The organism is Streptomyces sp. NPDC048291 (assembly GCF_043201715.1).
In the GTDB taxonomy this organism is placed as follows: Bacteria; Actinomycetota; Actinomycetes; order Streptomycetales; family Streptomycetaceae; genus Streptomyces.
The window spans coordinates 321,539-342,396 of the sequence record NZ_JBICZC010000012.1 but is presented as its reverse complement, the minus strand read 5'-3'; the positions used below and the strand labels follow the sequence as shown (position 1 = coordinate 342,396).

18 protein-coding genes are annotated in these 20,858 nt (G+C 72.0%); 13 read left to right on the top strand and 5 right to left on the bottom strand.

The annotated features are described in order from the left end of the window. The first annotated feature begins 1 nt into the window (after position 1). From ACGF5O_RS32150 to ACGF5O_RS32135, 4 genes are read left to right on the top strand one after another with little or no spacing between them, the layout of a single operon-like run. The gene (locus ACGF5O_RS32150) at positions 2 to 2,971 is read left to right on the top strand and encodes a Tat pathway signal sequence domain protein (protein ID WP_393813394.1); all 2,970 of its coding nucleotides are present in this window, start codon (positions 2 to 4) and stop codon (positions 2,969 to 2,971) included. Between the two features lie 42 nt (positions 2,972 to 3,013). Beyond that, the gene (locus ACGF5O_RS32145; protein ID WP_393813393.1) at positions 3,014 to 4,177 is read left to right on the top strand and encodes an alginate lyase family protein; all 1,164 of its coding nucleotides are present in this window, start codon (positions 3,014 to 3,016) and stop codon (positions 4,175 to 4,177) included. Between the two features lie 20 nt (positions 4,178 to 4,197). Beyond that, complete coding sequence (locus tag ACGF5O_RS32140; RefSeq protein WP_393813496.1) at positions 4,198 to 5,805, top strand: glycoside hydrolase family 43 protein; 1,608 nt, start codon at positions 4,198 to 4,200, stop codon at positions 5,803 to 5,805. Next, a complete protein-coding gene (locus ACGF5O_RS32135; RefSeq protein WP_393813392.1) occupies positions 5,802 to 6,617 on the top strand; it encodes an alpha/beta fold hydrolase in 816 nt (271 codons plus the stop codon). The genes ACGF5O_RS32140 and ACGF5O_RS32135 overlap by 4 nt, the downstream gene beginning before the upstream one ends. Before the next feature lie 59 nt (positions 6,618 to 6,676). Here the strand turns inward: ACGF5O_RS32135 and ACGF5O_RS32130 are convergent, their stop codons facing one another. The 3 genes from ACGF5O_RS32130 to ACGF5O_RS32120 all read right to left on the bottom strand — a co-directional run bounded on the left by ACGF5O_RS32130 (position 6,677) and on the right by ACGF5O_RS32120 (position 8,514). Next, on the bottom strand, positions 6,677 to 7,090 hold the full coding sequence (locus ACGF5O_RS32130) for a cupin domain-containing protein (RefSeq protein ID WP_393813391.1): 414 nt from the start codon (positions 7,088 to 7,090) through the stop codon (positions 6,677 to 6,679). Positions 7,091 to 7,156: 66 nt separating this feature from the next. Then, entirely contained in the window at positions 7,157 to 7,477 is a 321-nt protein-coding gene (locus ACGF5O_RS32125; protein ID WP_393813390.1) for a carboxymuconolactone decarboxylase family protein, read from the bottom strand. Positions 7,478 to 7,497: 20 nt separating this feature from the next. Then, the gene (locus ACGF5O_RS32120) at positions 7,498 to 8,514 is read right to left on the bottom strand and encodes a zinc-dependent alcohol dehydrogenase family protein (RefSeq protein ID WP_393813389.1); all 1,017 of its coding nucleotides are present in this window, start codon (positions 8,512 to 8,514) and stop codon (positions 7,498 to 7,500) included. Between the two features lie 236 nt (positions 8,515 to 8,750). Between ACGF5O_RS32120 and ACGF5O_RS32115 the strand changes: the two genes are divergently transcribed. Beyond that, a complete protein-coding gene (locus ACGF5O_RS32115; protein WP_393813388.1) occupies positions 8,751 to 9,641 on the top strand; it encodes a helix-turn-helix transcriptional regulator in 891 nt (296 codons plus the stop codon). A 56-nt stretch (positions 9,642 to 9,697) separates the two neighbouring features. Here ACGF5O_RS32115 and ACGF5O_RS32110 read toward each other — a convergent pair whose 3' ends face one another. After that, on the bottom strand, positions 9,698 to 10,597 hold the full coding sequence (locus ACGF5O_RS32110; RefSeq protein ID WP_393813387.1) for a helix-turn-helix transcriptional regulator: 900 nt from the start codon (positions 10,595 to 10,597) through the stop codon (positions 9,698 to 9,700). A 300-nt stretch (positions 10,598 to 10,897) separates the two neighbouring features. Here ACGF5O_RS32110 and ACGF5O_RS32105 point away from each other — a divergent pair, with 300 nt between their 5' ends. From ACGF5O_RS32105 to ACGF5O_RS32090, 4 genes are all read left to right on the top strand, one after another. Then, positions 10,898 to 12,340, top strand: coding sequence for an MFS transporter (locus ACGF5O_RS32105; RefSeq protein WP_393813386.1), 1,443 nt, complete (start codon positions 10,898 to 10,900; stop codon positions 12,338 to 12,340). Then, positions 12,340 to 13,224, top strand: coding sequence for an aldo/keto reductase (locus tag ACGF5O_RS32100; RefSeq protein ID WP_393813385.1), 885 nt, complete (start codon positions 12,340 to 12,342; stop codon positions 13,222 to 13,224). Before ACGF5O_RS32105 ends, ACGF5O_RS32100 begins: the two co-directional genes overlap by 1 nt. 168 nt (positions 13,225 to 13,392) lie before the next feature. Then, complete coding sequence (locus tag ACGF5O_RS32095; protein WP_393813384.1) at positions 13,393 to 13,764, top strand: DUF2255 family protein; 372 nt, start codon at positions 13,393 to 13,395, stop codon at positions 13,762 to 13,764. Between the two features lie 41 nt (positions 13,765 to 13,805). Next, entirely contained in the window at positions 13,806 to 14,840 is a 1,035-nt protein-coding gene (locus tag ACGF5O_RS32090) for a zinc-dependent alcohol dehydrogenase family protein (protein ID WP_393813383.1), read from the top strand. A gap of 18 nt (positions 14,841 to 14,858) precedes the next feature. Here the strand turns inward: ACGF5O_RS32090 and ACGF5O_RS32085 are convergent, their stop codons facing one another. Further along, on the bottom strand, positions 14,859 to 16,307 hold the full coding sequence (locus ACGF5O_RS32085; protein ID WP_393813382.1) for an aldehyde dehydrogenase: 1,449 nt from the start codon (positions 16,305 to 16,307) through the stop codon (positions 14,859 to 14,861). 195 nt (positions 16,308 to 16,502) lie between these two features. Here ACGF5O_RS32085 and ACGF5O_RS32080 point away from each other — a divergent pair, with 195 nt between their 5' ends. The 4 genes from ACGF5O_RS32080 to ACGF5O_RS32065 all read left to right on the top strand — a co-directional run bounded on the left by ACGF5O_RS32080 (position 16,503) and on the right by ACGF5O_RS32065 (position 20,822). Then, positions 16,503 to 16,991, top strand: coding sequence for a TetR/AcrR family transcriptional regulator (locus ACGF5O_RS32080; RefSeq protein WP_393813495.1), 489 nt, complete (start codon positions 16,503 to 16,505; stop codon positions 16,989 to 16,991). Positions 16,992 to 17,061: 70 nt separating this feature from the next. Beyond that, positions 17,062 to 17,886, top strand: a complete 825-nt coding sequence (locus tag ACGF5O_RS32075) for a maleylpyruvate isomerase family mycothiol-dependent enzyme (RefSeq protein WP_393813381.1) — start codon at positions 17,062 to 17,064, stop codon at positions 17,884 to 17,886. Between the two features lie 224 nt (positions 17,887 to 18,110). Beyond that, complete coding sequence (locus tag ACGF5O_RS32070) at positions 18,111 to 19,724, top strand: hypothetical protein (protein WP_393813380.1); 1,614 nt, start codon at positions 18,111 to 18,113, stop codon at positions 19,722 to 19,724. Between the two features lie 3 nt (positions 19,725 to 19,727). Continuing rightward, complete coding sequence (locus ACGF5O_RS32065; RefSeq protein WP_362587100.1) at positions 19,728 to 20,822, top strand: hydrogenase expression protein HypE; 1,095 nt, start codon at positions 19,728 to 19,730, stop codon at positions 20,820 to 20,822. Positions 20,823 to 20,858: the final 36 nt, after the last annotated feature.

Sequence of the window (20,858 nt, the reverse complement as noted above, 5' to 3'; positions counted from 1 at the left end):
CGTGCCCAACGCACCCAGAAGACGTGACGTCCTCAAGTACGCCGGTACCACCGGCGCCGCCGCGGCCGGCCTCGGCCTGCTGAGCACCCAGCCGGCCACGGCCGCGCCCGCTGCCGAACCCTCCCTCGCGAGGGCGGTCTGCGCGCCCCTGGACATCGTTGTCTTCGGCAACACCTCCTCCGAATCCGCGCACCACCTCACCGCCACCCTCTCCGACACCGTCACCGGCGGCCTCGGCCAGCCGGCCCGCGTCCTCAACCCCTCGGAACCGGCCACCTACTGGGGCGGCACGCTGAAGTTCGACGTCGCCGTCAGCCCGGCCGACACCACCTACGTCACCGTCCGCCTCTGGGGCGACGACTACGACGCGACCTCCCGGCAGTCCGCGTCCGGCACGAACATGTGGCGGCTCCAGCTCTTCTGCGACGGCCTTCAGGTCGGCCACCAGGACGAGGGCGCCGTCGACAGCCTCGACATCCTGGACACGGCGCCCCGCACCCCCGGCCGCTTCTTCTTCCACACCCTGCCGCTGCCCGAGCGGCTCACCCGGGGCAAGAGGAAGGTGACGCTGGAGATCCGGTCGATGGGCCGCATCTGGTCCTACGGCCAGAACGCCGACCAGCTCTACTACAAGATGACGACGCCCTCGCGGGGCATCTACCGCCTCTACACGCACACCGAGCCCTGCTTCGTCCCGCCCAAGGGCGAGGCGCAGGGCCCGGCTCCGGTCCCCAAGGTGCGCGAGGTCGAGGGCCCGGAGGCCCTGGAGGCCGTCCGCAAGCGCGTCGACAAGGACCAGCAGTACTACCTCGGCGGCGCCAACCCGGCCGGCATGGACGCCTGGGCCTTCCAGTCCCTCGCCGAGGGCTACCTCTGGTCCGGCAGCCCCGCCTACCAGAACCCGGTGGCCCTGAACCGCGTCCTGCGGGCGCTCGACGGCCGCTACATGGCCTGGCAGAACGACCCGACGGTGATGACCGGCTCGGACCAGCAGTGGCAGGGCTTCGGCCGGATCGGCCTGGTCCTCGCCCTGCTCTGGGAGCACCTGGGCGACCGTCTGGACCAGAAGGTGACCGGTTCGCCCTACGAGATCGCCAACCCCGGCTTCGAGGACGGAAGTGACACCCCCGAGGGCTGGGAGGTGCCGGGCTGGGGCAGGACCGCCGACGCCGACTGGGCCCGCGACACCACCGTCGCCCGCACCGGATCCGCCTCCCTCAAGGTGACGGCGACCGCGTCCAACGGCTTCATCACCGTCTACTCCTCGCCCAAGACCCGCATAGGAAAGGGCACGTACACCTACGGCGCCTGGATCAGGACCGACGGGGTCACCGGCCAGGGCGCCCATATCGACCCGCTGTTCTTCGACGCGAGCGGCAATCTGGTCGGCAGCGACCACCGCGCGTTCGCCACCACCGGCACCCACGACTGGCAGTACGTCTCCATCGACCTGGACACCCCCGACGGCGCCACCCAGCTGGAGATGCACCTGCGGCTGTCCGGCCCCGGCACCGCATGGTTCGACGACGTGACCCTGACGCCGCCCGCGGAGACCACAGGGACCGCGGACACCGCCGGTACCGAACCGCCGGTCCGGCGCGACGCCTACACCGACATGCTCAGGTCCAGCCGGGACTACTGGCGTCAGCACTTCCCGCACTACAGCAACCAGTCGCAGATCTGCGCCATCGGCATCTACCAGGCCAACCGCGGCCTCGGCCTGCTCGCCCCCGGCCTGGCCCTGCCCGAGGACAAGGCACGCGGCTACCTGTACCAGTCGATCGGCATGACCCCCTACCTCGGCCCCGAGGACGCGGCCGGCAACCCGACCAAGCCGCTCGGTGACGGCTACTACCAGGTGTCGAAGGCGGGCCTGACCCGCGAACTCGGCTATGTCGGCAGTTACGGCGAGGTCCTCGACTGGCTCGTCATGATGTACGAGTCCGTCACCCGCGGGTACCAGGGGCAGGAAGCGCCGGAACTGCGCAGGCAGATGATCGACATCATCAAGGCGCGCGGCCGGTTCCGGGTGATGGACGTCGACGAGACCGGCGCCCGGGTCGCCCGTACGGAGACCGTCATCGGCTGGCGCAACGAGGTCTACCCCGGCGAGATCACCTACGCGTCCCGCACCGTCTGGGACTCCCACCCGGTCATGTCGGCCGTCGTGTTCAAGGACCCCGACATCGTCGGCTGGACCCAGGAGATGATGAACGACGGCCAGTTCTACCGGCAGTTGGACCTGCTCATCAACCACACCTGGACCCGCGTCGGGCTCGCCGCGCTCCGGCTGGTCTCCCGGGACTGGGACGCCTTCCAGGCGCTGCCCGGCCGTCCCGCCCGTATCCCCACGGACTGGGACCGCCCCGACTTCGTCTTCACCGACGAGGACAACGGCTGCCTCGCCGTCAAGAACGGCCGTGAACTCCTCTTCGCCTCCCTGTACTGGCGGGCCCGCCAGGGCGTGAACGACTACGCCCGTATCCACCACCTCACCCCCACCGACCAGCGCTCCGCAACGATCCGCCAGCGCTCGGCGGGGACCACCGACGACACGTTCACCGTGCGCGACTGGATCCTGTGGGACTACGCCATCAACGATCCCCTCGCCGGCGGCATCCCGCCGGGCGGCTTCCCGCCCCCCGGTGACACCCTCCACCAGGCCCTGGCCGGAGACGTGTACCACCTGGCCCCTGTCCCGGCGGACGTCCCGGACCCCGCCCTCGGCGTCCACTTCGACGGCGTGGAGACCATGCTGGTGGGCCGCGCGCCGTTCTATCTGTGCGAGTACGGCGACTACCTCATCGCCATGAACACCAGCGCCGACCGGACGTTCACCCTCCCCGCCCGCCCGGAGTTCGGCCCGGCCCGCGACCTGGCCACCGGCAGGAACGTGGGCGCCGGGCAGCGCCCCAAGATCGGCCCGCACAGCACCCTCGTGCTCTACCGGGGACCCCGTCACGACGGCTGACGTATGCGCGCACTCAACGACGAGTGAAATGAGGAAGACCGCATGACCGAGCCGCAACCCCCCACCCGTCCCGCGTCCGGGGCCGCCGCCCCCACCCGGCGCCGGTTCCTGAAGATCACCGCCGTCGGCACCGCCGCGGCCGCCACCGGGCTGGTCCTCGTCCCCGAGGCCGACGCCCTCACCTCGTTCATCCACCCCGGCGTGCTGCACAAGCTCTCCGACATCCAGCGGATGAAGACCAGGATCGCCGCCGGCACCGAACCCTGGCTCAGCGGCTGGAACGTCTTCAGGGCCGACCCGTACTCGCAGTCGACGTACACGATGCTCGGCCCGTTCGCCTCGGTCGACCGGGGCACGACCGAGCTGCACAACTGGGAGTTCTGGAACGACTGCAACGCCGCCTACCAGAACGCCCTGATGTGGAACCTGACCGGCACCACCGCCCACGCGACGAAGGCCCTGCAGATCATCAGGGCCTGGTCGGCCACCCTCACCTCCATCACCGGCAAGGACGCCCAACTCGCGGCCTCCATCTACGGCTTCAAGCTGGCGGCCGCCGCCGAACTCATGCGCTACACGGCACCCTCCGGAAGCTGGTCGGCGTCGGAGATCACCCAGACCGAGAACCTCTTCAGGAACGTCTGCATCCCGCTCGTCAACACCTTCGGTGACGCCGGCTGGGGCACGAACTGCGTCAAGGCGATGATGGCCATGGGGGTGTTCTGCAACGACACCTCCGTCTACAACGCCGCCGTCGACGCCTACTACCTGCACGACTGCTGCAGGATCAGCCGGGTGATCAGCGACACCGGCCAGTGCGTGGACAGCGGCCGCGACCAGGCCCACACCCAGCTCATCCTCGGCAGCATGGCCGAGGCCTGCGAGATCGCCTGGGTGCAGGGCCAGGACCTCTACTCCGCCTCGTCCAACCGCCTCCTCGCCGGCTACGAGTACACGGCGAAGTACAACCTCGGCAACGACGTCCCCTACGCCGTCTGGGGCTCCTGCCAGGCCACCTACAGCGCCATCTCCACCGTCGAGCGCGGCAACCTGCGCCCGATCCACGAGCTGGCCTTCAACCACTACGTCAAGCGCCGCAGCCTGCCCGCGCCCTGGACCTATGCCGCCGTCGCGCGACTCCAGCCGGAGGGCGCCGCGTTCCAGTGCGACCACGTGGGCTTCGGCACCCTGCTGTTCACCCTCTGACCGGAGCATCCGTGAGCCTGCTGATCCAGAACCCCGTCCTGCGCGGCTTCGAACCCGACCCGGCGATCCTGCGGGTCGGCGCCGACTTCTACCTCGCCACCTCCACCTTCGAATGGTGTCCGGGCGTCCGGCTCCACCACTCCCGGGACCTGGTGAACTGGCGGCCGCTGGGCGGGATTCTGGACAGCAGGCGCCTGCTCGACCTCACCGGCGTACCGGACTCCGGCGGGATCTGGGCGCCCGGACTGTCGTACGCCGACGGCCTGTTCCACCTCGTCTTCACCGTCGTCGACACCTACGCGGAGGGCTGGAAGGACCTCCCCAACCACGTCACCACCGCCCCCTCGATCGAGGGCCCGTGGTCCGACCCGGTCCCACTGCACGGCCGCGGCTTCGACGTGTCCCTCTTCCACGACGACGGCGCAGACGGCGACGGGCGCAGCTGGCTGCTGAACATGCGCTTCGACTGGCGGCCCGACCACGAGTCCTTCGCCGGGATCGAACTCCAGGAGTACGACCGCCGGACGCGGTCCCTGCTCGGCGAGCCACGGACCATCTCCGTCGGCACCGCCGCCGGGGTCGCCGAGGGCCCGCACCTCTACCGCCGGGACGGCTGGTACTACCTGGTGCACGCCGAGGGCGGCACCGGCTACGAACACGGCGCGGCGGTGGCCCGCTCCCGCGACCTGTTCGGCCCGTACGAGCCCGACCCGGCCGGTCCCCTGCTCACCTCCCGGCACGACCCGAAGCCGGCACTGCAGAAGGCCGGTCACTGCTCCCTCGTCGAGACACCGGCCGGGGAGTGGTACGCCGCCCACATCGTCGCCCGGCCCCTGACCGAGCGGGGCCGGTGCGTGCTCGGCCGGGAGACCGCACTGCAGCCGGTGACCTGGACCGAGGACGGCTGGCCCCGCATCATCGGTGCCGTCCCCGCCGTGACCGTCCCGGCCCCCGCCCTCCCACCGGCGCCCGCGCCCGAACCAGCGCCCGCCACCGACCTCTTCGACACACCCGCCCCCGGCCCCGACTGGTCCACCCTGCGCCGGCCGGCCACCCCGGACTGGATCGAACCGGCACCCGGCGGACTCCGCATCCACGGCGGCCAGTCGCCGGTGGGCCGCCGCGCCCCCAGCCTGCTCGCCCGCCGGGTGACCGCCGGCCACTGCTCCTTCCGGACCAGCCTGACCTTCGCGCCCCGCACCCCCGACCACATGGCCGGACTCACCGCGTACTACAACACCCGCAACTGGCACTATCTCCATGTGACGGCCCAGGACGACGGATCCCCCGTGCTGCGTGTGCTGAGCTGCGAGGCCGGGCGGCTCATCGCCCACCGGCCGGCGGTACCCCTCGCCCCCGGACGCGCGGTCGTCCTCCAGGCCGAACTCGAACTCCCCGTCCTCCGCTTCTCCTACGACACCGGCCGGGGCATGTGCGTGCTGCCGCTCGAACTCGACGCCACCGTGCTGTCCGACGAACACGCCGACGAATTCCACGACGGCCAACTCCGGGTCCTCGGGTTCACCGGCGCGATGCTGGGGCTGTGGGCGCAGGACCTCGACGGTGCCGGCGTGTACGCGGACTTCGCCTACGCCACCTACCTCACCACCCCGGACCGTGCCGCATGACCATCCTCCCCCTGGAACGCATCCGTCTCTTCTGCACCGCACTCGGACCCGCGGAGGGTGTGCCGCTTCTCCTGGTGCACGGCTGGGGCGGGGACGGCCGCGAGTGGTCCCCGCACGCCGAGGCCCTCGCCGACCGGTTCCGTGTGATCGTCCCCGATCTACGGGGCCACGGCCGCTCCGAGGTTCCGGACCAGGACAACACCCCGGCGGAGATGGCCGAGGACCTCGCCGCGCTGCTCGGCCGCCTGGACAGCGGGCCTGCGGTCGTCGTGGGCCATTCGATGGGCGGGCAGGTCGTCAATCTGCTCGCGGTACGGCATCCGGCCCTCGTCCGCTCCGTCGTCGCCCTCGACCCGGCACACGGCGCGCACGGCGACGAGGTGGCTCAGATCCCGGTCCGGCTGGCGCAGTACCGGGCACGAGGGGCCGCGGCGGCAGCCGGCTTCGTCGCCGGCGCGTTCTCGCGGAGCGCGCCGGCGGGCCTGCGTACCGCGCATGTCCGCACCATGCTCGGCACCCCGGACCACGTCGTCGCCCAGGCCTACGCCGGCATGTACACCGGCCCGGACGCGGTGGGCGTCCGCCCGCGCAGCGAGGCGTATCTGCGGCGCCGGACGCGGCGCGCCCTGACCGTGTGGACCTCGGCGGAGGCCGCCGCGTGGGAGCGCGACACGCTGCACGTGCCCGGCTCCCGTGTCGACCACTGGCCCGACAGCGGGCACTACCTGCACGAAGAGCACCCCGAACGTACGGTCCGGCTGGTCCAGGACTGGATGGCCGGCGAAGCACGGACCGGGCCCGGCCGCGCCTGAGGAGGACGTGTGTCCTTCGGCCGGCAACGCCTCCTGGCACGGCATCAGGCCATCGGCCCTCAGCGGGTGACCGTCGCGAGCGCTTCGGCGTACTGCTCGTCGGTCACGGGTTCCAGCCAGGTGGTGCCGTCGCCGTCGGCGACGCCGACCACCATGGCGATGTGCGCCATGAGGGTGGTGTCGGTGCCGCCGTGCCAGTGCTCCTCACCGGGCGGGCACTTGACGGTCTGGCCGGCGCTGACGCGTACGACCCGACCGTCGCGGGTGCCGACGAGGCCGATGCCGTCGGTGATGTAGAGGGTCTGGCCGTTGGCGTGGGAGTGCCAGTTGGTGCGGGCACCGGGGGTGAAGCGGACCAGGGCGGTCGCCAGCCGGGCCGGCTCCGCCGGGGCCTGGATCATGTTGAGGTAGACGTCGCCGGTGAAGCGCTCGGCCGGGCCCTTGGCGGTCGGGGTGTGCGTGACGAGTTCCACGGAAGGTGTTCCTTGCTGTGCGGTTGCGGTTGCGGTTGCGGTTGCCGGAAGTGGGGGGTGCGGGTGTCAGGCGTCGCGCTCTTCGGTGAGCGCCTTGAGCTGGTTGACCGCGGTCATGGCGTTGGGCCAGCCGGCGTAGAAGGCCAGGTGGGTGATGGCCTCGGAGAGTTCCTCGACGCTCAGGCCGTTCTCCAGCGCCACGCCCAGGTGGTAGGGCAGCTGTTCGGTGCGGTAGAGCGCGGCCAGGACGCTGACGGTCACCAGGCTGCGATCGCGCGGTGAGAGGCCTGGCCTTTCCCACACGTCGTCGAAGAGCACCCGGTCGGTGACCTCGACGAGCTTGGGCGCGATCGCTTCCAGTTCCTTGGGCGCGGACTGCTTGGGCATTGCTTGTCGCTCCTTCGTTCTCAGGGCTTGAGGAGTGCCTTGACCGCCCGGCGCTCGTCCATGGCCCGGTAGCCCTCGGCGACCTGGTCGAGGGGCAGGGTGAGGTCGAAGACCCGGCCCGGGTCGATCCGGCCCGTCACGACGCGTTCGATGAGGTCGGGCAGGTAGCGGCGCACGGGGGCGGGGCCGCCGCGCAGGCCGACGTGGGAGAAGAACAGTTCCTGCCCGTCGACGGCGACGTCGTGCGGGACGCCGACGAAACCGACGCTGCCGCCGGGGCGGGCGGAGCGCAGCGCCTGCCGCATGGCCTCGGCGGTGCCCACGCACTCCAGGACGCTGTCGGCGCCGATGCCGTCGGTGAGGTCCTTGATCCGGGCGATGCCCTCGTCGCCGCGCTCGGTGACGATGTCGGTGGCGCCGAACTCGCGGGCCAGCTTCTGCCGGGACTCGTGGCGGCTCATGGCGATGATCCGCTCGGCGCCCATCTCCTTGGCGGCGATCACCGCGCACAGGCCGACCGCGCCGTCGCCCACGACCACGGCGGTGGATCCCGGCCTCACCTCGGCGGCCTCGGCGGCCCACCAGCCGGTGCCCATGACGTCGGAGACGGCCAGCAGACCGGGCCACAGCTCCTCGCCCGGCACCTCGTCCGTGGCGACCAGGGTGCCCTGGGCGTTGGGGATGCGGACGTAGTCGGCCTGACAGGTGCTCATGAACTCACGGTGCAGGCAGTTCGACGGGAAGCCGTTGCGGCAGTTCGCGCAGGTGTTGTCCGAGGTGGCGAACGAGCCGACGACGAACTGGCCCGGCTTCACGGCCGTGACCTCGGAGCCGACCTCCTCGACGAAGCCGACGTACTCGTGGCCCATCGGATGGGCGCCGCCGATCGGCTCCAGGCCGCGCCAGGGCCACAGGTCGGAGCCGCATACACAGGTGACGGCGGTGCGGATCACCGCGTCGGTGGGGTGGAGGATCTTCGGGTCGTCCAACGTCTCGAAGCGGACGTCACCGGGGGCGTGGATCACTGCGCCGCGCATGGGGGGTTCCTTTGCTCAGGTGAGGTCGGACCGCCGAGGGCGGTCCGGGCAGGCCCGGTCCTGGGCCGCGAGGTGTCCGCGTGCCGGGGTCGGGCGGCCCCGTCCCCGCCGACGGACGGCCGGGGACGGCGCCACGTCCTCCAGGTAACCGCCCCCGGTGGCGGCCGGCCAGTCACCGTCGATGGGTGTACCGGCAGTACATCCCTGATGCGGCGCGCTGCACGTACGGTCGAGGGGTGGACAACCAACAGGAGGTCCGCGAGTTCCTCACCTCGCGGCGCGCCAAGATCACCCCCGAGCAGGCCGGACTGCCGTCCGGGACCCGGCGCCGCGTTCCCGGGCTGCGCCGCAGCGAGGTAGCGGCCCTCGCCGACATGAGCGTGGAGTACTACGCCAAGCTCGAACGCGGCAGCCTGGCCGGTGTCTCCCCCGCCGTCCTGGAATCCGTCGCCCGTGCCCTGCGGCTCGACGACGCCGAACGCGCCCATCTGGTCCATCTGGCGCAGGCCGCCGACGGCTCCGACGCGCTCACCCGGCCCCGGCGCCGGCGCCCGGCCCGGCAGTGGGTCCCGCACCCGAGCCTGCAGTGGACGCTCGACGCGATCACCGCGGGTCCCGCCTTCGTCCGCAACGGCCGGATGGACATCCTGGGCACCAACACGCTCGCCCGCGCCTTCTACAGCGACGTCTACGCGAACCCCCACAACCAGGCGAACCTCGCCCGCTTCGCCTTCCTGGACCCCGCTGCCCGCCGTTTCTACCCCGAGTGGGGCCCGGCCGCCGACATCACCGTGGCGATCCTGCGCACCGAGGCCGGCCGCAACCCCCACGACAAGGAGCTGCACGACCTGGTCGGCGAGCTCTCCACCCGCAGTGACGACTTCCGCACCCGCTGGGGCGCGCACAACGTCCGCCATCACGGCACCGGGACCAAGAACTTCCGTCACGAGGCCGTCGGGGACATCACCCTCGCCTACGAGGGGCTGGAGATGACGGCCGAACCCGGCCTCACCGTCACCGTCTACACCGCCGAACCCGGCTCGCCCTCCGAGGAGGGCCTGCGCCTGCTCGCCTCCTGGGCCGCGACCCGGGAGGCAACCCCCGCCGGGCGGTCGCGGCCGAACTGACCTCCCTCCCTCGTGGCACACCCGCCGTCCCCGGAGGTTGCGGCGCCTCTCGGTGGTCAGTCGTTCCGGGTGCGGGCGACGGTGGCGGTGCTCGTCCAGCCGGCCAGGAGGCCGAGTGCCTCCCGTTCCCGGGAGTCGGGTTCGGGGGTGTAGAAGTTGAGGCGGAGGCCGGGGTCGGAGGGCAGGTCCATCGCCTCGTAGGGCAGGGCGAGATCGCCGACCAGCGGATGGTGCAGCTTCTTCACGCCCGAGCGGTGGAACTTGACGTCGTGGCGTGCCCACCGGCGGGCGAAGTCGTCGCTCCTGGTCGTCAGCTCGCCGACCAGGTCGGTCAGCACCTTGTCGTGCGGTGCCCGGCCGGTCTCGGCGCGCAGGAAGGCCACCGCGTCGTCGGCGCCCTTGTCCCAGTCGGTCCAGAAGTCCCGGCTCGCCGGGTCCAGGAACATGAAGCGGGCGGTGTTGACCGGCCCGCGCTGGGCGAACAGCGGCGAGTCGAAGACCGGCGCGTACAGGGCCCGGCCCAGTGTGTTGGCGGCCAGGATGTCGAACCGGGCGTTGCGCACGTAGGCCGGCACGCCGGTCATGGAGTCGAGCAGCCGCAGGATCGTGGGCCGTACCCGGGACGCGGTCACCGCGGACCTGCGGCCCGCCGGGGTCGCCGCGCGGGCCAGGTCGTAGAGGTGGGCGCGCTCGGCCTCGTCGAGTTGCAGCGCGTGCGCGAGGGCTTCGAGCACCGAGTCGGAGGCACCGCTGAGGTTTCCGCGCTCCAGCCGCACGTAGTAGTCCACGCTCATCCCCGCCAGCAGCGCGACCTCCTCGCGGCGCAGGCCCGCCACCCGGCGGTTTCCGCCGAACACGGGCAGCCCGGCCCGCTCGGGAGTGATACGCGCCCGCCGGGTGCTCAGGAACTCACGCACCTCACCGGCCAGGTCCTTCTTCTTGTCGCTCTCAGTCATGGTCAGGCCTCGGGAGGTTGATCGGCAACGGCGGGCGTGCTCGGGCAGTGTGGATCCGGGCCGCCCCCTCACGGTAGGTGCGTCGGTGAACGCCTGCGAGGTACTGCCGTTACCTGGAACAGGAGTGACTCCCACCCGCGCGTCCGGCCGCGGTTCTCTGGAGAAGGCCGAGGGCCGCGAGTCCTCGACCGGCCCGACGAAACCGATCCGAAGGAACACCGTGCGCGCAGCACTCATGTACGAAACCGGCGACGCCGGCGACAGAACCGGCGAGGGACCGGTGACAGGGCCGGTGACGCGATGACCACCGCCGCACAGCGCGGGTCGGCACCCGCGGCGGTGCGCCCCGACGGGACTCCGGTCCACGCGACGCTGATCCTCGCGATCATCTGCGTCAGCTACTTCATGGTCATCCTAGACAACTCGATCGTCTTCACCGGGCTGCCGCAGATCCGCTCCGACATGGGGTTCTCCGAGACCGGCCTGTCCTGGATCACCAACGCCTACGTCCTGGTCTTCGGCGGACTGCTGCTGCTCGGAGCCCGGGCCGGTGATCTGTTCGGACACCGCAGAGTCTTCGTGTTCTCCCTGGTCGTCTTCTCGCTGACCTCCCTGCTGGTGGGCGCGGCGCAGACCCAGTGGTGGCTGATCGGCGCCCGGGCGCTGCAGGGCGTCGGGGCCGCGGTGCTGGCCCCGTCCGCGCTGTCCCTGCTGACGCGTACCTTCGCCGAGGGCCGGGCCCGTGACCGGGCGATGGCCGCCTACAGCGCCGTCGCCGGTCTGGGTGCCGCCCTTGGCCTGGTCGTCGGTGGCCTGGTCGCCGACCTGGTGTCGTGGCGGGCCGGGTTCTTCCTCAACGTCCCGGTCGGCGTCGCGATGATGGCACTGGCCCCGCGGTTCCTGCCCGAGACCGAACGCCGGCCGGGCCGCTTCGACATCGCCGGGGCGGTGCTGGCGACGCTGGGTTCGACCGCGCTGGTCCTCGGCATCGTGGACGCCGCCGACTTCGGCTGGACCGCCCCGGCGACCCTGGGGCCGCTGGTGGCCGGGGTGGTGCTGCTCGGGCTGTTCGTCCGGGTGGAGCGGCGGGCCGCGCAGCCGATCGTGCCGCTGCGGCTGTTCGCCCGCAGGGAGCGCAGCGGTGCCTACGTCACCCGGATGCTCTACATGGGCGCGATGATGGGCTTCTTCTTCTTCACCGCGCAGTTCGTGCAGAGCGTCTACCACTGGACACCGCTCCAGGCCGGCCTCGCGTTCCTGCCGATGACTCTGGTCAACTTCGTGATCGCCGTCCAGGTCCCGCGGCTGCTGGAGCGCGCCGCACGGCCGCTGGTGCTCCTGACCGGGGTCGTCCTGACCGCGGTGGGCATGGCCTGGCTCAGCCGCCTGGACCTGCACACCCCCTACCTGACGGGCGTGGCCCTGCCGATGGTGCTCATCGGCGCAGGCCAGGGCCTGACGCTGGCCCCGCTGACCTCCAGCGGTGTCGACGGCGTCGCCGCGGCGGACGCGGGGGCCGGCTCGGGCCTGGTCAACACCGTTCACCAGATCGGCAGCGCACTGAGCCTGAGCATCCTGTCCGCCGTCGCCGCCTCCGTCTCCACCGGGCACGCGGCCTCGGACATCGCGGCCCGCTCGGGAACGGCCCTGACCGGCTCCGCCGTCCTGCTCGCCCTGGCGGTCGTGACCGTCCTCACCCTGATCGTGCCCGCACGGGCCACGCACAACGAAAGGTCCCTGTGATGCAGACCCTCACCCTCAACAACGGCGTCGAGATGCCCGCCCTCGGCCTCGGCGTCTTCCAGACCCCGCCCGACGAGACCGTGGCCGCCGTCAGGTCCGCCCTCGACCTCGGCTACCGGCACATCGACACCGCCGCCGCCTACGGCAACGAACGCGAGGTGGGCCGGGCCCTGCGCGAGTCCGGGGTGCCCCGTGACGAGATCTTCGTCGAGACCAAGATCTGGATCAGCGACTACGGCTACGGCGAGACCCTGCACGGCTTCGACAAGAGCGCCGCGAAACTCGGTGTCGACCGGATCGACCTGCTGATCCTGCACCAGGCCCTGCCGTCCGACTTCGACCGGACCCTGGACGCCTACCGCGCCCTGGAGAAGCTCCTGGCCGACGGCAGGGTCCGCGCCATCGGCGTCAGCAACTTCATGGCCGGCCACCTGACCACGCTGCTCGACGCCACGTCCGTCGTCCCGGCGGTCAACCAGCTGGAGATCCACCCCTACTTCCAGCAGCGCGCCGTACTCGACCTCGACGACCGGCACGGCATCCTCAACCAGGCGTGGTCCCCCATCGGCGGGATCACCTTCTACCCGGGCTACGGCGAGGACCGCAGGAGCGTCCTGCAGGATCCCGCCGTCACCCGCATCGCCGAGGCGCACGGCAAGAGCCCCGCCCAGGTACTGCTGCGCTGGGGCATCCAGCAGGGCCGCTCGGTCATCCCGAAGTCCACCAGGCGCGAGCGCATCGCCGAGAACATCGACGTCTTCGACTTCGAGCTCACCGCCGGGGAGCTCACCGCCCTCGACGCGCTGGAGACCGGCCGGCGCGGCGGCCCCGAACCCGAGAACGTGACCCTCACCCGCTACGGCCGCACCATCCCCGAAGCCTGACCCGCCGCCGAGCAGCCCGCTCGTGCCCGGCCACGAGTTCGCCGACCGGGTCACCGAGACCGGATCGGCGACCACCCGGCACCGGGTCGGTGACCGAAGCCTTGCGCCCCGGCCCGGGGACGGCCTGCCCCGAAGCCCAAAGCCCATGACCAGCCCGGAGAAATGACCATGACGCACTGGAACGACACCGACCTGACCAGGGCCGGCGCCGCGGAAGAGCTGGACCTGGAGTCCGAGCGCGCCGACGGCACCCTGCGCGACCGGGTGACCATGTGGGTCGTCCGCGTCGGCGACCACCTCTACGTCCGCTCCGTCAAGGGCACCGCCGGCCCCTGGTACCGGGGCACCCAGTCCCGCCGGCAGGGCCGCGTCAGCGCCGGCGGCGTGCGGCAGGACGTCACCTTCCGTCCGGCCGATCACGACGAGTACGCGGCGGTGGACACCGCCTACCGGGAGAAGTACGGCCGGTACCCGGGCATCGTCGAGCACGTCCTGACCGACCGGGCCCGCGAGTCCACCCTCCGCCTCGAACCGCGCTGACCCTTCCTGCCCGCCCCTGTCCCCTCCGAGGAGATCCGCTCATGCGAGCCACCCTGATGTACGCGGCCCACGACGTACGCGTCGAGAATGTCGCCGACCCCGAGATCCAGCAACCGACCGACGCCGTCGTGCGGATCGTGCTGTCCTGCGTCTGCGGCAGCGACCTGTGGCCCTACAAGTCCCAGGCGCCCACGGACAACCCCCGCCACATGGGCCACGAATTCCTCGGCGTCGTCGAGGAGACCGGCTCTGGGGTACGCACCCTGAAGCCCGGCGACGTCGTCGTGGCGCCCTTCGTCTGGGCCGACAACACCTGCGCGTACTGCAGCGAGGGCCTGCAGACCTCCTGCCCGCACGGCGGCCAGTGGGGTGTGAACGGGGTCGACGGCGGACAGGGCCAGGCCGCCCGCGTTCCGCTGGCCGACGGCACCCTGGTGAAGTTGCCCGTCGGCGAGGACTCCGAACTGCTGCCGGACCTGCTGACCCTCTCCGACGTGCTGTGCACCGGCTACCACGCCGCCCGCACCGCCGGCGTACGGCGCGGCGACACCGTCACCGTCGTGGGCGACGGCGCCGTGGGCCTCTCCGCGGTCATCGCCGCCCGGCTGCTGGGCGCCGAGCAGATCATCCTGATGGGCCGCCACCGCACCCGCACGGACCTGGGCCGCGACTTCGGCGCCACCGACGTGGTCGCCGAGCGCGGCGACGAGGGCGTCGCCAGGGTCCGCGAACTGACCGGCGGCGAAGGCAGCCGCAAGGTCCTCGAATGCGTCGGGCTGAAGGACGCGCTCGTGCAGGGCTTCGGCGTCGTCCGCGCCGGCGGCACCATCAGCAGGGTCGGGGCGCCCCAGTTCACCGAAGTGCCGTTCGGGTTCCCTGACTTCATGCGGAACATCACCCTCACCGGCGGCGTCGCGCCCGCCCGCGCCTACATCGAGGAACTGATGCCGCACATCCTCGACGGCACGATCCGGCCCGGCCGCGTCTTCGACCGCACCGTCGGCCTGGAGAACATCGCCGACGGCTACCGCGCGATGAACGACCGCGAGGCCCTGAAGACACTCGTCCGCCCGTGACCGCCGACCGACCCCGGGTCAGGCGCCCGGCGCGGGCAGCGTGACCGACTTGTACTCCACGTACTGGGCGAGCCCCACCGCGCCGTACTCGCGGCCGATGCCGCTGGCCTTGTGGCCGCCGAAGGGGCCGTCGAAAGAGATGGGGGCGCCGTTGACGGTGACCGTGCCGGTGCGCAGCCGGCGGGCGACCTCGAGGGCGTGGGTCTCGTCGGCGGACCACACGCCGCCGGAGAGGCCGTACTCGGAGTCGTTGGCGATCCGCACCGCGTCGTCCTCGTCGTCATAGGGGATGACCACGAGGACGGGGCCGAAGATCTCCTCCTGGGCGATCCGCAGGGAGTTGTCGACGTCGGCGAACACGGTGGGGGTGACGTAGTTGCCGTGTTCCAGACCCGGCGGGACCTGGGGACCGCCGGTGACGAGGCGGGCGCCCTCCCTGATGCCGAGCTCGATGTAGTCGCGCACGCGCTGCTGCTGGTCCCGGCGGACCATCGGGCCGATGAAGGTGTCGGGGTCGGCCGGGTCGCCGACCTTGAGCGACTCCACGAGGTCCTTGAGGGCGGTGACGACCTCCTCGTACCGGCTGCGCGGCGCGAGGACGCGGGTCTGTGCGATGCAGGACTCGCCGTTGTTGAGGAGCGAGGCGAACTTCAGTCCCGGCACCGCCCGGTCGAGATCCGCGTCCGGCAGGATGATCGCGGCCGACTTGCCGCCCAGTTCCAGGCTGACCCGCTTCAGCTGCTCGCCCGCGATGGCGGCGATCCTGCGGCCGGCCCTGGTCGAGCCGGTGAAGGCGATCTTGTCGACGTCGCGGTGCGAGACGAGGTACTCGCTGGTCTCCCGGTCGGCGGGGAGGACGCTGATCACGCCTTCCGGCAGCCCGGCCCGCTCCAGCAGTTCGGCGAGCAGGCCCATGCTCAGCGAATTCTCCGGGGACACCTTCAGGACGACGGTGTTGCCGGCCAGCAGCGCGGGGATGATCTTCGCCATGGCGGCCGAGAACGGCGAGTTCCAGGGGATGACCGCGGCCACGACGCCGACGGGCTCGCGGCGCACCACCGTCCGGACCCCCGCGGCGGATTCCGGCGTCTCCTCCCAGCCGAACGCCTCCGCCGCCCTGAGGTAGGCCTCGGCCTGCCGGGTGAGGCCCGGCTGCCCGGCCCTGGTGAACCAGCGGGCCGAGCCGTTCTCTGCCGAGACGAGATCGGCGATCCGCTCGGCGTCCGCCTCCCGCAGGGCGTTCAGCCGCCGCAGGACGGCGATGCGCTCCGCCGGTGCGGTCCGCGGCCAGGGGCCCTCGTCGAAGGCGGTCCGCGCGGCCGCCACGGCGCGGTCGACGTCGGCGGGCCGGGCCTGCGCGGCACGGCCGATGACCGCCTGGTCGTGCGGCGAACGGATGTCGAGGAGGTCCGGGTCGGCGGGTGCGGTCCACGAGCCCGCGACGTAGAGCCGGTCGTAAGTGATCATGTGCCCTCTCCGGAGGGTTCGAAGGGATCGAGATCGCTGTCTAGCTATCTGTCACTTCAATGTAGCACTTACTTGTAGGAGAGCCCCGCGTGCGTGGCGGAAGGTGAGACAGGCTCCACACCTCCGGATATGCTCTGGCGCGTGAGAGCCGACGCAGCACGCAATCTGGAAGCCGTTCTGACCACCGGGGCCCGCATGCTCGCCGTCGATCCGGGCGCGAGCATCGCCGCCATCGCCGCCGAGGCCGGTGTCGACCGGCGCACCGTCTACCGGCGGTTCGCCTCCCGCGAGGAGCTGCTGGCGGCCATCTACGAGGCGCGGTACGACGCGGTCGAGCGGGCCGTCGAGCACGCCAGACTGCGGGAGGCCCCGGTCGCCGTGGCGCTGCACCGGTACGTCGAGGAGATCATCGGCGTCAATCGCACATGGCCCGTGGAGCTCACCCGGCTGCGGGCCGACGACGCGATCCGGGAGCGGCGCGACGCACTGGTCCGGGAGGTGGACGACTTCCTGCGGCGGGCCACCGAAGAGGGGCTGCTCCGTGACGACCTGCCGCCCGGCTGGGCGGGTTCGCTGCTGCCGCAGCTCATGCACCTGGCGTCGCAGCAGCTGCCCGAGCTCAACGCGGCCCAGGCCGCCGACACGGTCGTCGACACCTTTCTGCGGGGGCTCGGGGCACGGTGATCGCCGCGGGGGTTGTGGCAGGCCCGTGCGTCTGATTGGGTACCGCGCGACAGAACAGGGGGTGACCTGCGTGGATCAGACGGCACCGCAGGACGTCCGCGGGGCGCTGCCCGCGGAGCTCGGGCAGGCGATACGGCGGACCGCCGGCGACATCGCGGCCGTACTCGACGGGGTTGCAGACACGGGTGCGCCCGTACCGGGATCGGTCTGGACGGTCGGCGAGGCGGCGGCCCATCTCGCGCTCGCCAACGAGCTGATGGCCGACCTCGCGGTGGGGCGGGAACGGCCGTACGGGGACGGCACACCGCAGAGTCTGGCGGCGGCCAACGCCGAGTCGCTGGCCGTGTTCGGGGAACGCAGGGCGGCGCCGCTCGCCGCGATGATCAGCGAGCAGGCGGAGCGGTGCGCCGACGCGCTGGCCGCGGCGGCGGACGGTCCCGCGCCGCTGACCCCGCTCGGCCCGATGGACCGGTCCGTGCTCGCCTCCTACCTGCTCACCCACATGCTGGGCCACGGCTACGACCTCGCCCGTGCGGTGCGCCGCCCGCACATGATCGACGTCGAACGGGTCGCGTGGTGCCTGCCGTTCCTGCTCTCGGTGATGCCGACCGTGGCCGACGGCACGGCCACCGCCGGTCTGACCGCCCGCTACACGATCCGGCTGCGCGGAGGCGGCGGCGCCTTCGGCGTCACCCTGGCCGACGGTGCCGTACAGGTGACACCGGAACCGCAGGACCGTCCCGACTGCACGATCCTCATCGATCCGGTCGCCTTCCTGCTCATCGCCCTCGGCCGCCGCAACCCGTGGCTCGCCATGGCCCGGGGCCAGGTGTTCGCCTACGGGCGCAAGCCCTGGCTGGGCCCACGCTTCCCCGCCCTCTTCGTCGCCCCCTGACCGGCCTCCGACCGGCCGCTACCGGTCCCTACCGCCCCCGTGACCGGCCTCTGACCGGCCTCTGACCGACCGTTGACCGCCCCCTCGGCCCGCCGGTCCGGCGCACGCCCAGGCCTCCCACCCCCCGTCCGGCCCAACCCCGCTCGGCCAGAAGAGGCGAGCGGGCGTGACCGGTGTGACCGTGGTGGAAGGTATGGGCGCGCGCACGGATCCGAGGAGGCTGCATGGCCGAGGGACTGGTCGACGGCAGAGCGTCCCGCACTGCCCTGGAGAACGGCTCCGGCCGTCCCGCGCCGACCTTCGAAGCGATGACTGCAGTCGCCGACGCCGTGCTCTACGAGGGCTATCTCCTCTACCCCTATCGGCGGTCCTCGCCGAAGAACCGTGCCCGCTGGCAGTTCGGGGTCCTCTTCCCCCGCGACCGGGCGGAGGCCGACGGTCCGGTCAGGCCGGGGGTGTCGGGTTCGGCGGACTCCTGGTACCAGCAGACGGAGTGCCTGCTGCGGGTGCGCAGGCCGGACGCGGTCCTGCGGCTGCGGGTGCGGTATCTGCAGCTGCAGCACAAGCAGGTCGAGGACGCCGACGGGCGGCCGGTCGAGTCGCTGCGCTGCGCCGACGGGACCGTGCAGCTGACCTTCGAGGAGGCGGTGGCCCGCGAGGCCGAGTTCACGGTCGCGCTGGACGGGGACGAGCACGGGTTTTCGGTGGGCTCGCCGGCCGGCACCGACACCGAGGAGCTGCCCTCCGGCGCCGGACGGATCGTCCGCCGCCGGGCGGAGGTGCGGGCGCGTACCGTCCTCGTGGCCGAACGGCTGGGCGGCGATCTCGTGCGGCTCCGGGTGCGCACCACGAACGAAGGGCACCTGGGGGATCCGCACGCCCCGCGCGACCGGGCCCTGCGGTACGCGCTGATCGCCACCCACACCCTCCTCGGCGTCGAGGGCGCGGAGTTCGTCTCCCTGGTCGACCCGGGCCGGGCCCTCCAGGACGCCGCCCGGAGCTGCCGCAACGACTTCACCTTCCCGGTGCTCGGCGGCGCGCCCCCCGCCGCCGCCCCCGAGGACGGCTCGGTCTCCGCCCTGCTGCTCTCCTCGCCGATCATCCTCCCCGACCATCCGCAGGTGGCGCCGGAGAGCCCAGGTGACCTGCACGACGCCGGTGAGATCGACGAGATCCTCACCCTGCGGACCATGCTGCTGACGGACGAGGAGAAGCGGGAGGCCCGGGCCACCGACCCGCGGGCCGCCGAGATCCTCGACCGGGTCGACAGCCTGCCGCCGGAGGTCTTCGAGCGCCTGCACGGCGCCATCCGCTCGCTCAGCCCGGCCGGCGAGGCCACGGCCGACGAAGCGACCGGCAACGAAATCACCGCCAGCGAAGCCAGCGACAACGAAGTCACCGGCAGCGAAGTCACCGGCAACGCATCCCGCGTCGGCCCGGGCCCCGCCGGCCAGGACTCTCCCGCCGCGCGTCCCGCGTGGTGGCAGGAGGGCGGCGACGACGGGCTGTCCCCGGCCACCGACACGCTCCTGGTCGACGGCGTGCGGGTCGGCGGCGGCAGCCCGGTGCGGCTGCGCCCGCGCGTCCGGGGCGCCGACGCGCAGGACATGTTCCTGGCCGGCCGGACCGCGACCGTGGCCGCCGTCTTCCACGACGTGGACGGCAGCAGCCGTCTCGCCGTCACCGTGGACGACGACCCGGCGGCCGAACTGCACGGCTGGTACGGCCGTTTCCACTACTTCCGGCCCGACGAAGTCGAGCCGCTCGGGGGCACCGACGTCCCGGATCCAGCGACGGCTGCCGAGCCGTCCCCGGGGCCCACACCATCGGAGGCCTAGCACATGAGCAGCAGCAAGAACGGCACCACGGCCGTCGGCGGCGAACCCGCCCGGGCCGACGGCGAGCACCAGGGCTTCGACGAGATCACCATCCTCTGGATCTCCGAGGGCATGAGCTGCGACGGCGACACCGTCTCCGTGACCGCCGCCGACCAGCCCTCCATCGAGGACCTGGTCCTGGGCCTGATCCCGGGGATGCCCAAGGTCAACCTGGTCAACAAGGTGCTCTCGCCGAGCCTGGGCGGCGAGGACTTCCTCGCTCCCTACCGGGCGGCGGCGCGGGGCGAACTGGAGCCGTTCATCCTCGTCATCGAGGGCTCCGTGCCGAACCAGAACATCATCGAGGGCGACGGCTACTGGACGTCCTTCGGCAACGACCCGGAGACCGGCCAGCCGCAGACACTCAACGACTGGATCGACGAACTGGCGCCCCGGGCCTGGGCGGTGGTCGCCGTCGGTACCTGCGCCACCTTCGGCGGCATCCACGCCATGGCCGGCAACCCGACCGGCGCCATGGGCCTCGCGGACTACCTCGGCTGGGACTTCACGTCGCAGGGCGGGCTGCCGGTGGTGAACATCCCGGGCTGCCCGGTGCAGCCGGAGAACTTCATGGAGACCCTGGTCTGGGTGCTCTACCACGCCGCCGGCACCGCTCCCCCGCCGCCGCTGGACCACATGCTGCGGCCGCAGTGGCTGTTCGGCCGCACCGTCCACGAGGGCTGCGACCGCGCCGCCTACTACGAGCAGGCGACCTTCGCGGCGGACTACAACTCGCCCAAGTGCCTGGTCAAGACGGGCTGCTGGGGACCGGTCGTGAACTGCAACGTGCCCAAGCGGGGCTGGATGGCCGGCATCGGCGGCTGTCCGAACGTCGGCGGCATCTGCATCGGCTGCACCATGCCGGGCTTCCCGGACGCGTTCATGCCGTTCATGGACGAGCCGCCCGGCGGCACCCTCTCCTCGCTCGCGATCAAGCCGTACGGGGCGGTCATCCGCAGGCTGCGCGGCTTCACCAACGAGCTGGTCAACCACGAGCCCAAGTGGCGCCACAACAAGCGCAAGCTCACCAGCGGTTACGCCCCGCGCTGGCGCCCCTGACGCGCCACGGCCACTCCCCCCCACCCCAGTCCCCCC

Bases quoted from the DNA above. Each gene is read 5' to 3' on its own strand.
- ACGF5O_RS32145 (WP_393813393.1), top strand. From the start codon at position 3,014: ATGACCGAGCCGCAACCCCCCACCCGTCCCGCGTCCGGGGCCGCCGCC.
- ACGF5O_RS32135 (WP_393813392.1), top strand. From the start codon at position 5,802: ATGACCATCCTCCCCCTGGAACGCATCCGTCTCTTCTGCACCGCACTC.
- ACGF5O_RS32125 (WP_393813390.1), bottom strand. From the start codon at position 7,477: ATGCCCAAGCAGTCCGCGCCCAAGGAACTGGAAGCGATCGCGCCCAAG.
- ACGF5O_RS32120 (WP_393813389.1), bottom strand. From the start codon at position 8,514: ATGCGCGGCGCAGTGATCCACGCCCCCGGTGACGTCCGCTTCGAGACG.
- ACGF5O_RS32110 (WP_393813387.1), bottom strand. From the start codon at position 10,597: ATGACTGAGAGCGACAAGAAGAAGGACCTGGCCGGTGAGGTGCGTGAG.
- ACGF5O_RS32105 (WP_393813386.1), top strand. From the start codon at position 10,898: ATGACCACCGCCGCACAGCGCGGGTCGGCACCCGCGGCGGTGCGCCCC.
- ACGF5O_RS32100 (WP_393813385.1), top strand. From the start codon at position 12,340: ATGCAGACCCTCACCCTCAACAACGGCGTCGAGATGCCCGCCCTCGGC.
- ACGF5O_RS32095 (WP_393813384.1), top strand. From the start codon at position 13,393: ATGACGCACTGGAACGACACCGACCTGACCAGGGCCGGCGCCGCGGAA.
- ACGF5O_RS32090 (WP_393813383.1), top strand. From the start codon at position 13,806: ATGCGAGCCACCCTGATGTACGCGGCCCACGACGTACGCGTCGAGAAT.
- ACGF5O_RS32085 (WP_393813382.1), bottom strand. From the start codon at position 16,307: ATGATCACTTACGACCGGCTCTACGTCGCGGGCTCGTGGACCGCACCC.
- ACGF5O_RS32080 (WP_393813495.1), top strand. From the start codon at position 16,503: ATGCTCGCCGTCGATCCGGGCGCGAGCATCGCCGCCATCGCCGCCGAG.
- ACGF5O_RS32070 (WP_393813380.1), top strand. From the start codon at position 18,111: ATGGCCGAGGGACTGGTCGACGGCAGAGCGTCCCGCACTGCCCTGGAG.
- ACGF5O_RS32065 (WP_362587100.1), top strand. From the start codon at position 19,728: ATGAGCAGCAGCAAGAACGGCACCACGGCCGTCGGCGGCGAACCCGCC.